At 63.1% G+C, this 11,729-nt stretch carries 12 protein-coding genes and 1 tRNA gene; 5 read left to right on the top strand and 8 right to left on the bottom strand.

All coding sequences use genetic code 11. From position 1 onward, the window contains the following. Positions 1–274 precede the first annotated feature (274 nt). From N7E70_RS07145 to N7E70_RS07125, 5 genes are all read right to left on the bottom strand, one after another. Positions 275–1,156, bottom strand: a complete 882-nt coding sequence (locus N7E70_RS07145) for a hypothetical protein (RefSeq protein ID WP_263005924.1) — start codon at positions 1,154–1,156, stop codon at positions 275–277. An 11-nt stretch (positions 1,157–1,167) separates the two neighbouring features. Further along, positions 1,168–1,383, bottom strand: coding sequence for a helix-turn-helix domain-containing protein (locus tag N7E70_RS07140; RefSeq protein WP_263005923.1), 216 nt, complete (start codon positions 1,381–1,383; stop codon positions 1,168–1,170). A 365-nt stretch (positions 1,384–1,748) separates the two neighbouring features. After that, positions 1,749–1,823, bottom strand: a tRNA-Glu gene (locus tag N7E70_RS07135). Between the two features lie 89 nt (positions 1,824–1,912). Then, complete coding sequence (locus N7E70_RS07130) at positions 1,913–2,320, bottom strand: VOC family protein (protein ID WP_185910311.1); 408 nt, start codon at positions 2,318–2,320, stop codon at positions 1,913–1,915. Then, positions 2,317–2,697 carry a fimbrial protein gene (locus N7E70_RS07125; RefSeq protein WP_067957196.1) on the bottom strand — a complete coding sequence of 127 codons (381 nt, stop codon included), beginning with the start codon at positions 2,695–2,697 and terminating at the stop codon, positions 2,317–2,319. Before N7E70_RS07125 ends, N7E70_RS07130 begins: the two co-directional genes overlap by 4 nt. A gap of 24 nt (positions 2,698–2,721) precedes the next feature. Here N7E70_RS07125 and N7E70_RS07120 point away from each other — a divergent pair, with 24 nt between their 5' ends. Continuing rightward, the gene (locus tag N7E70_RS07120; RefSeq protein WP_067957193.1) at positions 2,722–3,750 is read left to right on the top strand and encodes an RluA family pseudouridine synthase; all 1,029 of its coding nucleotides are present in this window, start codon (positions 2,722–2,724) and stop codon (positions 3,748–3,750) included. Positions 3,751–3,935: 185 nt separating this feature from the next. Then, complete coding sequence (gene rpoH / locus N7E70_RS07110; protein ID WP_067957191.1) at positions 3,936–4,835, top strand: RNA polymerase sigma factor RpoH; 900 nt, start codon at positions 3,936–3,938, stop codon at positions 4,833–4,835. 109 nt (positions 4,836–4,944) lie between these two features. On the opposite strand, the gene N7E70_RS07105 is transcribed toward rpoH, so the two are convergent. Next, the gene (locus N7E70_RS07105; protein WP_067966084.1) at positions 4,945–5,307 is read right to left on the bottom strand and encodes a cell division protein ZapA; all 363 of its coding nucleotides are present in this window, start codon (positions 5,305–5,307) and stop codon (positions 4,945–4,947) included. A 7-nt stretch (positions 5,308–5,314) separates the two neighbouring features. Continuing rightward, positions 5,315–5,587, bottom strand: a complete 273-nt coding sequence (locus N7E70_RS07100) for a DUF4164 domain-containing protein (protein ID WP_067957185.1) — start codon at positions 5,585–5,587, stop codon at positions 5,315–5,317. A gap of 282 nt (positions 5,588–5,869) precedes the next feature. On the opposite strand from N7E70_RS07100, the gene tkt reads away from it, so the two are divergent. The 3 genes from tkt (at position 5,870) to N7E70_RS07085 (ending at position 11,039) form a co-directional block, all read left to right on the top strand. Next, on the top strand, positions 5,870–7,858 hold the full coding sequence (tkt, locus tag N7E70_RS07095) for a transketolase (protein WP_263005922.1): 1,989 nt from the start codon (positions 5,870–5,872) through the stop codon (positions 7,856–7,858). 22 nt (positions 7,859–7,880) lie between these two features. Beyond that, the gene (gene gap, locus N7E70_RS07090) at positions 7,881–8,891 is read left to right on the top strand and encodes a type I glyceraldehyde-3-phosphate dehydrogenase (protein WP_192314028.1); all 1,011 of its coding nucleotides are present in this window, start codon (positions 7,881–7,883) and stop codon (positions 8,889–8,891) included. 288 nt (positions 8,892–9,179) lie between these two features. Beyond that, positions 9,180–11,039 carry a potassium/proton antiporter gene (locus N7E70_RS07085; RefSeq protein ID WP_067957175.1) on the top strand — a complete coding sequence of 620 codons (1,860 nt, stop codon included), beginning with the start codon at positions 9,180–9,182 and terminating at the stop codon, positions 11,037–11,039. 190 nt (positions 11,040–11,229) lie between these two features. Here the strand turns inward: N7E70_RS07085 and N7E70_RS07080 are convergent, their stop codons facing one another. After that, the gene (locus N7E70_RS07080) at positions 11,230–11,613 is read right to left on the bottom strand and encodes a VOC family protein (protein WP_263005921.1); all 384 of its coding nucleotides are present in this window, start codon (positions 11,611–11,613) and stop codon (positions 11,230–11,232) included. Positions 11,614–11,729 lie beyond the last annotated feature (116 nt).

Raw genomic sequence — 11,729 nt, 5'->3', positions numbered from 1 at the left:
TTGATCACCAATCGCAGATGGGGGCGCTTACGCTGCTTTCGCCCAAACACTGCGATCAAAGCGTCCAGGTCGGATCGATCGACGTGCAACAAGCCACGGGGGCCGAGCCGCTGCGCTCCAATCTGACCGCAAGCAACCCACTCGCGCACCCAAGATGTTGACCGACCGGCTCGCGTCGCCGCCTCGTTCACAGTGAGAAAAACTACGGGATCGATTGCTGCTGGTTGATGCATGGAAAACTCCTGGAGAATGGTCGCGGTGCCAATCTTCAGGCCTATGCTTGTGCGATACGAGGCCGATTTACGCCCGCCAAATCGCACAACGCCCGCATGGGCAGAGGTTGGGCCGCAGCCTTACCAATGCGGTAGACAATGCCGTCGCGCGCGGCGATCGAGCGCGCCAAGGCGACCCCGCTTACTCCACGAAAGCGCTCAACCTTTGGAGCTTCAAGCCAAAGGACCAATAGCGCATGAACGACCATTGTGGTGTTGCGGTATTCGAGGTCGACGAAATCTTCGCCTGACAAGCGTCTGTCGCGATATCGATTGACCGCCTGCAACAGGTCGCGGGTCCATCGCCGGTAGCCCGCCAGAATGTGCCGGCCGGCCAAGCCTGTTTCCCTTTTTGGGATGCCAAGATTTAGAACGGTTGCCGCTGCATTCCCGAATGGCGTAATTTTCATGCGGCCGGTTTCGAGGCTCAACAACTCGCAAAAGCCCGCAATCGCGCGAGCCGGCACGCAGTAGACCTTATTCTGCCAACTTGTCTCGTCTTCCCGACGCACATCGATAGCAAGCTGCGTGGTGCTCCACCCGTTGACCAGTTCAGCGATGATCGTCTCTTCGGCCTCTGCATAGATCTGGGCCTGCGGGTCGATGAACCGCGCTGCGGCCAGCATCTCAATGGCCCTTCTTCGCAGCACAGCATGGACCGCCGTATGGGTGGCCCGATGATCTTCCAACAGGTTACGCTCGGCTGGCGACAGTTCGGCCGCCGGGTCCGCATCAAGCAGAGGCCCCCAGGGAGACGGCTGATATGCCTCGATGAAAAGCCGATACCCCTCCGTCAGAAACGCAAGCAGACTAGACCCGTGAGGATCGTCGAAGCGGAGGGGATGTTTGGGCCGAAGACGATCTTCAATTGCAGAGGTCCACATCTTGGCGCCCCTTACGCGGCGCCAACACAGCGGCGTAGAAATTCATCCGCATCCGCCCGCCGAACAAGCGTCCGGCCGCGCACGCGCGCCGGAACCAAGTCACCGTCTTTAAAAAGCTTGTACACGGTAGAGCGACAGACCCTGAGATAGTCCGCCGTCTCGTCCACCGTGAGGGCCCCACCTTGAGCAAGGGCGACACCGGACTGCACTTTCCTGACGTTCTTCATGTTGCCTCCAACAATAACCTGATGAAGACAACATACAACGCCAGTAAATAACCATCAACTCGCCATGATGTACTATTTTATGTATGTCGCTATCATGTATTATGACATACGTTATTTGTAATACAAAAAAATCTTAACAAAAACAACGATCAACATTATCGGAGGTAACTGTATAAATCCGGGAAAAAATCTGTAGCGAGGCGTAGATCGCACCTGCAGTCGCCTCCACCACGTACTCAAAAATCACATGGCAATGAGGGAATTCGGCCGACCGACCCGGAATCGCCTGCGGTCGTCGACAAGATCACTTATCAACGATTGCGACAACGAATGTAGAGGGGGATGCACTAAGTGCCTGAAATCGTTGGTACGCCCAAGGGGAATCGAACCCCTGTTCCCGCCGTGAGAGGGCGGTGTCCTGACCGCTAGACGATGGGCGCAGCCGAGATCGGCCATATAGGCTGGCGTTCTCGAAAAAGCAACAGCCCGGCACGCGTTATTTGCACTTGTCCAGGCTGCCGCAGGGGCATCAACGCTTCGGTTCGATCAGATCCCACAGATTGCCGCAGAGATCGGCGAACACGGCGACGGTGCCATAGGCCTCGTGGCGCGGCGCTTCACGGAATTCGACGCCATTGGCCAGCATCGCCGCATGGTCGCGGGCAAAATTGTCGGTCTCCAGAAACAGGAACACACGCCCGCCGGTCTGGTTGCCGATTGCCGCCACTTGGCTCTCGCCATCCGCTTTGGCGAGCAGCAGCCTTGCGCCCTGCCCGCTGCCCGGCTCGACAGTTATCCAGCGCTTGCCGCCGCCGAGGTCGACATCCTCGACAAGCGAAAGCCCGAGCTTGCCGACATACCAGGCGATCGCCTGGTCGTAATCGGCGACGACCACCGAGACGGTGGCGATGCGGCGCCGGGCGGCGAAGCCGCTCACTTGGTGCGGACCTGGAACTGGCCGATCAGGCGCCGTTCTGACATGTCGTAGAGGAAGATGGTCCTGCTGCCGTCGACGAGTTCGGCGTCTATCGAGATGCGGTTGCCCGACAGCGCCTGCGACATGATCTTGGCGCCCACCGGCAGGATGATCTCGCCGCTGATCTGGCCGCCCGCCGGCACCTGGATGTCGCCGCTCGCCACCGGAGCGGCCGCCTCCGGCGTCCGCGATTTGTAGACAACGCCGCCGAGGACGGCCATAAGGGCGATGAACAACAGCCCTATATTGATGATGAAGAAGCGGACCAGTTTCCTGCGGACACGCTCAACCGATGGGTCGAGCGGCTTGTCTTCTTCTTCGATAGCGGGCCGAGACATGGCAAAACTTCCGGAACAATTGTTATGAGCGCATCAGATAGCGAAGCGACAGGCACTTTGATAGTGCTCGAAGCCGACGCCGATGCCGCAGGTGTGCGGCTCGACCAGTGGCTGGCCGGCCGCCTTGCGCCCGATCTGTCGCGCAGCCGCGTCCAGGCGCTGATCAAGCAGGGCGCGGTCAGCATCGGCGGCAAGGTCGTCGAGGAGGCCAAGCGCAAGCTGGCTGCCGGCGACGAAATAGCCATCGACATGCCCGAGGCCGAACCGGCCGAACCCGAGGGCGAAGCGATACCGCTCGACATTCTCTATGAGGACGACGAGCTGATCGTCATCAACAAGCCGGCCGGCCTCGTCGTCCATCCCGGCGCCGGCAACTGGACCGGCACGCTGGTCAATGCGTTGATCCACCATTGCGGCGACAGCCTGTCGGGCATAGGCGGCGTCAAGCGGCCGGGCATCGTCCATCGCCTCGACAAGGAGACCTCGGGCGTCATGGTCGTTGCCAAGACCGACCGCGCCCACAAGTCGCTGTCCGAGGCCTTCGCCGACCATGGCCGCACCGGCGACCTCGAACGCGCCTATGACGCGCTGGTCTGGGGCTTTCCGCAGCGCATGACCGGCACCATCGACGCTCCGCTCGGCCGCCACGCCGACCGTGTCCGCCGCGCCGTGGTGCCCGAACACCGCGACGACGCGCGCCACGCCATCACCCATTTCACCGTGCAGGAGCGGTTCGGCCAGGACCAGGCCGAATTCACCACGGCAAGCCTGGTCGAATGCCGGCTGGAAACCGGGCGCACCCACCAGATTCGCGTTCACATGGCCCATATCGGCCACCCCGTCGTCGGCGATCCCGACTATGGCCAGGCCTTCCGGACCAAGTCGAACCGGCTGCCCGAACCGTTGAAGTCCGCGGTCAAGGCATTTCCACGCCAGGCTTTGCATGCCCGCCTCCTTGCATTTCGCCACCCGGCTTCCCATCTCATCATGCGGTTCGAGGCGCCCTTGCCTCGCGACATGGGGGAATTGGTCGAAGGCTTTCGCAATCTCTGAACCTTCGATCAGAAAACCTGACTCGTATTGTTCACTTAGGCGTGACACTCTGTTTCGCGTTGAACAAATAGTGTCTTTTCTGGTTTTGTTCCTGTATAAGACCCATAGCGCGACAGGCATTCGGCAGCCGCGCCACATGCTCGCCTGGATCAGGGGGCATATCTCGCAAAGAGGGAGGGTGCTTTATGGCCCAGTCACTACCCAGTATCGTTTCCGGCGAAGGCGGCCTCAGCCGCTACCTGGAAGAAATCCGTCGCTTTCCGATGCTCCAGCCGCAGGAAGAGTACATGCTCGCCAAGCGGTACAACGAGCATGAAGACACCACCGCCGCCCACAAGCTGGTCACCAGCCACCTGCGTCTGGTGGCCAAGATCGCCATGGGCTATCGCGGTTATGGCCTGCCCATCGGCGAAGTCATCTCGGAAGGCAATGTCGGCCTGATGCAGGCCGTCAAGAAATTCGAGCCGGAGCGCGGTTTCCGCCTCGCCACCTATGCCATGTGGTGGATCAAGGCCTCGATCCAGGAGTACATCCTGCGCTCGTGGTCGCTGGTCAAGATGGGCACCACCGCCAACCAGAAGCGTCTGTTCTTCAACCTGCGCAAGGTCAAGGGCAAGATTCAGGCGCTCGACGACGGCGACCTGAAGCCCGAGCACATCACCGAGATCGCCACGCGCCTCAATGTCTCCGAGGCCGAGGTGGTGTCGATGAACCGCCGCCTGTCGGGCGACGCTTCGCTGAATGCACCCATCCGCGCCAGCGAAGGCGAGTCGGGCGAGTGGCAGGACTGGCTTGTCGACGACCATGACAGCCAGGAAACCATGCTCATCGAGCAGGACGAGCTCGACAACCGCCGCGGCATGCTGGCGAGCGCCATGTCGGTGCTCAACGACCGCGAAAAGCGCATCTTCGAGGCGCGTCGTCTTGCCGACGAGCCACTGACGCTGGAAGAGCTTTCGGCCGAATTCGACATCAGCCGCGAGCGCGTCCGCCAGATCGAGGTCCGCGCCTTCGAAAAGGTCCAGGACGCGGTCAAGGCCGCTGCCAAGAAGCAGGCCCAGGCGCTGCGCACCATCGACGCCTGACAATCGGCCTCAGCTTGAAACAAAAAACGCGCCGGCATGCCGGCGCGTTTTTCTTTCGGTCTCCATCTTCCCCCGAAGGTGGAAGCCCGTCCCAGAACCTTCCCCGCGCTCAAGCCTTTTTCGTCAGGCTCAGCGCCAGCTGCTCCATGCGCTCGGCCAGCGAGCCCAGCGCGCCGGTCAGCGCCGCATCGTTCTTATCGGCCTTGGTCAAGGCATCGTCGCGCGTCTTGCGCAGCGTCAGCACTTCGGTTTCCATGCCCTTGACGCGCTTCTGCAGCTCGGACAACTCGTCCATCACCATGATGCCGGCCATCACGGTCAGTCGCTGGTCGCCGATCTCGCCGAACGAATCCTTGAGATGCAGCACGTAGCGGTCGAAACGGTTGGCAAGGTCGATGAGGTGCTCTTCCTGGCCCTCGTCGCAGGCCATGCGGTATTGCTTGCCATCGATGGTAACGGTGACTTGCGCCATCTCCACCCTACCTGTCCAGCACGGCGCGGATCGTCTCCATCGCCGTCACGAGCCGCCGCGAGACTTCCTTGTTGGCTTCTTCCAGCCGTTCGGCCCGGGCTTCGGAATTGTCGAGTTCCTGCGCCAGCCGCGCCCGGTCGGCATTCATGCGCTGGACCTCGGCTTCGGCTTCGCCGTAGTCCTGATCGTGCTCGAGCCGCGCGGCGACCGCGCCCTCGAGCGTATCGATCGCCCTGCCTAGCCGGCCAATGACTTCCCTGAGTGTCGTATCCCCGGTCATGGCTCTCGTAGACCCCCGCCCATCACCGAATCGCGCACGTTTCAGAACGCGTTATCAAGGAAACATTAGGCACCGGTTGAAGGAGGCGTCAACAAAGCTGTTTTGTCTTTCCCCCACTAAGCGTGTCCAAGCCGACACAGCGAAGCGGCCGGGGCGTGACTTCGCGCCGCAACGAGGGCGCGAAAACGCACCGATTTGTTGACTCAAGCCCTGTGCCTGCTATGTGTCCCCCCACCTTTCTGGGGCCGTCGGCGGCCCCTTTTCTCGGCTATGGGAGGGACGATGTCCTCGCGCGAAAAACACGACCGGATGGCCAATGCGATCCGCTTTCTGTCCATGGATGCGGTCGAGAAGGCCAACTCCGGCCATCCCGGCCTGCCAATGGGCGCCGCCGACATCGCGACCGTCCTCTACACCCGCTTCCTTAAGCATGATCCGGCAAACCCGCACTGGCACGACCGCGACCGCTTCGTGCTGTCGGCCGGCCATGGCTCGATGCTGCTCTACTCGGTGCTCTACCTCTCGGGCTACGAGGACATCAGCCTCGACGAGATCAAGAATTTCCGCCAGCTCGGCTCCAAGACCGCCGGCCACCCTGAATACGGCCACGCCGCCGGTATCGAGACGACCACCGGTCCGCTCGGCCAGGGTCTCGCCAACGCCGTCGGCATGGCGCTCGCCGAACGCATCATGAATGCCCAGTTCGGCGACAAGCTCGTCGACCACTACACCTACGTGCTCGCCGGCGACGGCTGCCTGATGGAAGGCATCTCGCAGGAGGCGCTGTCGCTTGCCGGTCACCTCAAGCTCAACAAGCTGATCGTCTTCTGGGACGACAACAACATTTCCATCGACGGCCCGATCTCGATGTCGGATTCGACCGATCAGTTGGCGCGCTTCGCCGCCTCGGGCTGGAACACGCTGGCCATTGACGGCCATGATCCGGAAGCCATTGCCGGTGCAATCGAGGCCGCCAAGCGCTCCGACCGCCCGACGCTGATCGCCGCCAAGACTACCATCGGCTTCGGCTCGCCGGCCAAGGCCGGCACCAACAAGGTGCATGGCTCGCCGCTGGGTGCTGCCGAAATCGAGGCGACCCGCAAGGCACTCGGTTGGGAATACCCTGCCTTCGAGATCCCCTCCGACATCCTTGACGCATGGCGTCTCGCCGGCCTCAACTCGGCCAAGAAGCGCGTCGACTGGGAAAAGCGCCTCGCCGAGGCCGGCACGGAAGTCCGTGGCGAGTTCGAGCGCCGCATGCGCGGCGACCTGCCCGCCAGCTTCGACGCCGCCATCGCCGAGTACAAGAAGAAGCTCGCCGCCGACAAGCCGAAGGTCGCCACCCGCAAGTCGTCGGAAATGGCGCTCGAGGTGATCAACGGCGTCGTGCCCGAGACCATCGGCGGCTCGGCCGACCTGACCGGCTCCAACAACACCAAGACCAGCCAGACCACGAACATCACGGCCGAGGACTACGGCCAGCGCTTCGTCCACTACGGCATCCGCGAGCTCGGCATGTGCGCGGCGATGAACGGCATGGCGCTGCATGGCGGCGTCATCCCCTACTCCGGCACCTTCCTGTGCTTCTCCGACTATGCCCGCCCGGCCATGCGCCTGGCGTCGCTGATGGGCATCCGCGTCGGCTTCGTCATGACCCATGATTCGATCGGTCTCGGCGAAGACGGCCCGACCCACCAGCCGGTCGAGCATCTGGCGGCCCTGCGCGCCATCCCCAACCACATCGTCTTCCGTCCGGCCGATGCCACGGAAGCTGCCGAGTGCTGGCAGCTGACGCTGGAGAATCGCAAGACCCCGTCGACGCTGGCGCTGACCCGCCAGAACCTGCCGACGGTACGCACCGAATATGTCGAGGAAAACCTCTGCGGCTACGGCGCCTATGAACTCGCCACTGCCGACGGCGATGCCGAAGTCACCATCTTCGCCACCGGCTCCGAGGTCGAGATCGCGCTCGACGCCCGCAAGCTGCTGCAGGCCGCCGGCCACCCGACCCGCGTCGTCTCGGTCCCCGCCTTCGAGCTGTTCGAACAGCAGAGCCCGGAATACCGCAAGGCGATGATCGGCAATGCCAAGGTCAAGGTCGCCATCGAGGCCGGCATCCGCCAGGGCTGGGACAGCTTCATCGGTTCCGACGGCGTCTTCATCGGCATGCACGGCTTCGGCGCCAGCGCCCCGATCGAAGAGCTCTACAAGCATTTCGGCATCACCGCCGAGGCTGCCGCAGAGGCCGCCACGGCTCGGCTTCAGGCATAAGACGTCCCCCAGGAGAACCAACATGACCGTTAGAGTTGCCATCAATGGTTTCGGCCGCATCGGCCGCAACATCGTGCGTGCCATCTATGAGTCGGGCCGCAAGGACATCGACGTCGTCGCCGTCAACGATCTCGGCCCGGTCGAGACCAACGCCCACCTGCTGCGCTACGACAGCGTGCATGGCCGCTTCCCGCACGAAGTGAAGGTCGAGGGCGACCAGATCAACATCGGCACCGACAAGTTCAAGGTCACCGCGATCAAGGACCCGTCGCAGCTGCCGTGGAAGGAACTCGGCGTCGACATCGCGCTCGAATGCACCGGCATCTTCACCTCGAAGGACAAGGCTTCGGCGCACCTCGCCGCCGGCGCCAAGCGTGTCATCGTCTCGGCACCCGCCGACGGCGCCGACCTGACGGTGGTCTACGGCGTCAACCACGACAAGATCACCAAGGACCACATCGTCATCTCGAATGCGTCCTGCACCACCAACTGCCTGGCTCCCGTCGCCATGGTCCTCAACAATGCCTTCGGCATCGAAAAGGGCTTCATGACCACGATCCATGCCTACACTGGTGACCAGCCGACGCTCGACACCATGCACAAGGATCTCTACCGCGCCCGCGCCGCGGCGATGTCGATGATCCCGACCTCGACCGGTGCCGCCAAGGCCGTCGGCCTGGTGCTGCCGGAACTCAAGGGCAAGCTCGACGGCGTCTCGATCCGCGTGCCGACCCCGAACGTCTCCTGCATCGACTTCAAGTTCCTGGCCAAGAAGAACGTCACGGTCGAAGAGGTCAACGCGGTGCTCGTCGCTGCCGCCAATGGCCCGCTCAAGGGCGTGCTTGCCTACACCGACGAGCCGCTGGTCTCCATCGACATGAACCACAACCCGGCCTCGTCGACCTTCGCGCTCGACCAGACCAAGGTCATCGAGGGCAACCTCGTCCGTGTCATGTCCTGGTACGACAACGAGTGGGGCTTCTCGAACCGCATGGCCGACACGGCCGTCGTGATGGGCCGCACCATCGGCTGATTGCCGCGCCCGCCTCGGGCGACTACAGCGCCGCGCGTCCGCCAGGACGCGCAAAGGACGCTGTAGCACTTAACGGCTGCATGATCCTTTCCGAAATCGACTTTCGATTTCGGGGTCATGCACTAACCTACTGGCAACGCCCGGCTTCGGCCGGGCGTTTTCATTTCTACCGCAATGCAAAAATGTTTGGTCCAAGCCGGCAAAAATCCATTCTTGCTTGGACATGGCCTTTTCTTCGCCGCACTCTCAACCGACGCAGCTAACAGGTGGTTCGCAGACGGGTTGGGGATGGAACAGGCGGTATATCTCATCACGCTGGTAGGCACCGCGCTGGTCGTGGCGGCGGCGTTTTCGAGCCTGATCGCCTTCCGCTTCGGCGCCCCGCTGCTGTTGCTGTTCCTCGGCATCGGCCTTGCCAGCGGCGTCGACGGCCTCGGCATCGTCTTCGACAATGCCCACATCGCCTATTTCGTCGGCGCCATAGCACTTGCCGTCATCCTGTTTGACTCAGGCTTCGGCACGCCCGTCGGCGTGTTGCGCCAGGCCGGCATGCCGGCTCTTACGCTCGCCACCATCGGCGTCGGCATCACCACCGTCGTCTTCGGCATCGCCGCCTATTATCTCACCGGCTTCACCTGGCTCGAATCCTTCCTGCTCGGGGCCGCCGTTGCCTCGACCGACGCTGCCGCCGTGTTCTTCCTGCTGCGCGCCGGCAACATCAACCTGCGCGAGCGCGTCCGCTCGACGCTCGAAATCGAGTCCGGCACCAACGACCCGATCGCCATCTTCCTGACCATCACCCTTGTCGAGATCATCGCGCTCGGGGCCAAGCCCGACACCGACCTTTTGCTTGTCGATCTCGTCGTCGGCTTCTTCGTCCAGATGATCCTCGGTGCCGCCATCGGCCTGCTCGGCGGCTTCCTCATCGTCAAGCTGGTCGAACGGCTCAACCTCGACCGTGGCCTGTTGCCGATCTTCGTGCTGACGCTGTCGCTGCTGGTCTTCGCCGCAGCCGGTGCTGTCGGCGGCTCGGGCTTCCTCGCCGTCTATCTCGCCGGCCTCGTCGCCGGCAATTCCGACATCCGCGCCGTATCCACGCTCAAGCGCTTCCAGGACGGCATGTCCTGGCTCGCCCAGATCATCATGTTCCTGGTGCTTGGCCTGTTCGCCACGCCGTCGCAGTTCCCTGAAATCCTGGTCGCAGCACTGGTGCTGGGCCTGTTCCTGATGTTCGTCGCACGCCCCGTGGCGGTCTGGCTCTGCCTCATCCCGTTCAACATCCCGCGCCAGGAAACGGCCTTCATTTCCTGGGTCGGCCTGCGCGGCGCCGTCTCCATCCTGCTCGCCATCACCCCCGTGCTCGGCGGACTGGAGAACGGCAGGGATATCTTCAACATCGCCTTCATCATCGTGCTGACGTCGCTCGTCATCCAGGGTTGGACGGTCGGCCCGCTCGCCCGCCGCCTCGGCCTCATCGTGCCGCAGCGCTTCGGCCCGCTCGACAAGGTCGAGCTCGAACTGCCCGGCTCCGCTCACCACGAGCTGCTCGCCTATCGCGTCGTACCGGGCTCGCCGGTCGCCAAGGGGCAGCGAATCCCGCGCTGGGCGCGGCCCTCGCTGGTCGTACGCGACGGCCGCTCGATGCGCTTCCAGGACATGGGCCGCCTGCAGGCAGGAGACAACGTCTACATCTTCGTGCCCGACCGCTACCCGCGCCTGCTCGACCGGCTCTTCGCCAGCCGTGCCGAGGTCGATGCCGAGGACGAAGATTTCTTCGGCGCCTTCACCGTCGACCAGACCCATCTCGCCGGCGAGCTGGAAGCCGCCTATGGCGCGACCGTCAAGGAAGAAGAGCGCAAGCTCACCATCGCCGAGCTGATCAAGCTGCGCCTGCGCGGCCATGTCGAATATGCCGACCGCGTCTCGCTCGGCCTCATAGACCTGATCGTCCGCGACGTCGACGAAAAGGGCCGCATCGTCTCTGTCGGCCTGTCGATCGAGCCCGCCCCGCCCCCGCCGCCGGTTCCGGTGTTCCTCAGCGGCGGCGAGATCAGCGACCGCATCAGGCGCTTCTTCGCCAAGCGGCCGGAGAAGCAGGCCAAGACGGAAGCGTCGACGACCTCCGAGGGGTTATCCGAGGACGCGTGAGGCGCCCCCCCTCCGCTTGTGGGGTACACGTCGCGCGACACCCCAAAACACCCCTACAGCCCTCCCCACAAGGAGTAGGAGGGCATCGACGTCGCGCCTATCAAGCACTCAGCCTCTCTGCTTGCAGCCCGTCTGCGACAGGGGCCGCGCCCTGGAAGGATCGCCTGACAGCAACCGCCCGTCCTCAACCTCACCCGTTGTAGACCACCGCAAGCTTGTTCCCGGCGGGATCACGCACATAGGCGGAATACCAGTCCGGCCCGTAGTGTGGACGCGGGTTCGGCCCGCCTTCATCGGTTCCGCCATGCTGCATCGCCGCCGCGTGGAACGCATCCACCTCTGCGGTGGACTTGACCATGAAGCCGACCATCGAGCCGTTGCCACCGCTGGCGAGCTCACCATCGAACGGCTTGCAGACCCAAAGCACGAAGCCATCGCCCTTGCCGCCCTCCGAATAGGCGCGCCAACCCGGAAACTCCGTGTGCTTGCTCCAGCCGATCGTAGCCAAGGTCGCGTCATAAAAGGCGTTCGACTTGGCACCGTCGATCGCACCAACAGTGGCATAAGCACTCATCGTCATTGTCCTCCAGCATTCCGCAGAAACGTATCAGCAGAACTGGAACATATCAAGAACGCCTGAGGCCGGACGGCGCACGGATTCGGCATCCCGCAGATTGCCGGCAGACTGCG

The sequence above is a fragment of the Aminobacter sp. NyZ550 genome (assembly GCF_025628925.2).
In the GTDB taxonomy this organism is placed as follows: Bacteria; Pseudomonadota; Alphaproteobacteria; order Rhizobiales; family Rhizobiaceae; genus Aminobacter; species Aminobacter ciceronei.
Note: the sequence above shows the minus strand (reverse complement) of the source record. Positions and strands in the feature narration are given on the sequence as shown.

Coding starts and splice junctions, on each gene's coding strand:
- N7E70_RS07100 (WP_067957185.1), bottom strand. CDS start 5,587: ATGACCGGGGATACGACACTCAGGGAAGTCATTGGCCGGCTAGGCAGG.
- N7E70_RS07120 (WP_067957193.1), top strand. CDS start 2,722: ATGAGCGCATCAGATAGCGAAGCGACAGGCACTTTGATAGTGCTCGAA.
- rpoH (WP_067957191.1), top strand. CDS start 3,936: ATGGCCCAGTCACTACCCAGTATCGTTTCCGGCGAAGGCGGCCTCAGC.
- N7E70_RS07085 (WP_067957175.1), top strand. CDS start 9,180: ATGGAACAGGCGGTATATCTCATCACGCTGGTAGGCACCGCGCTGGTC.
- N7E70_RS07145 (WP_263005924.1), bottom strand. CDS start 1,156: ATGTGGACCTCTGCAATTGAAGATCGTCTTCGGCCCAAACATCCCCTC.
- N7E70_RS07080 (WP_263005921.1), bottom strand. CDS start 11,613: ATGAGTGCTTATGCCACTGTTGGTGCGATCGACGGTGCCAAGTCGAAC.
- N7E70_RS07140 (WP_263005923.1), bottom strand. CDS start 1,383: ATGAAGAACGTCAGGAAAGTGCAGTCCGGTGTCGCCCTTGCTCAAGGT.
- tkt (WP_263005922.1), top strand. CDS start 5,870: ATGTCCTCGCGCGAAAAACACGACCGGATGGCCAATGCGATCCGCTTT.
- gap (WP_192314028.1), top strand. CDS start 7,881: ATGACCGTTAGAGTTGCCATCAATGGTTTCGGCCGCATCGGCCGCAAC.
- N7E70_RS07125 (WP_067957196.1), bottom strand. CDS start 2,697: ATGTCTCGGCCCGCTATCGAAGAAGAAGACAAGCCGCTCGACCCATCG.
- N7E70_RS07105 (WP_067966084.1), bottom strand. CDS start 5,307: ATGGCGCAAGTCACCGTTACCATCGATGGCAAGCAATACCGCATGGCC.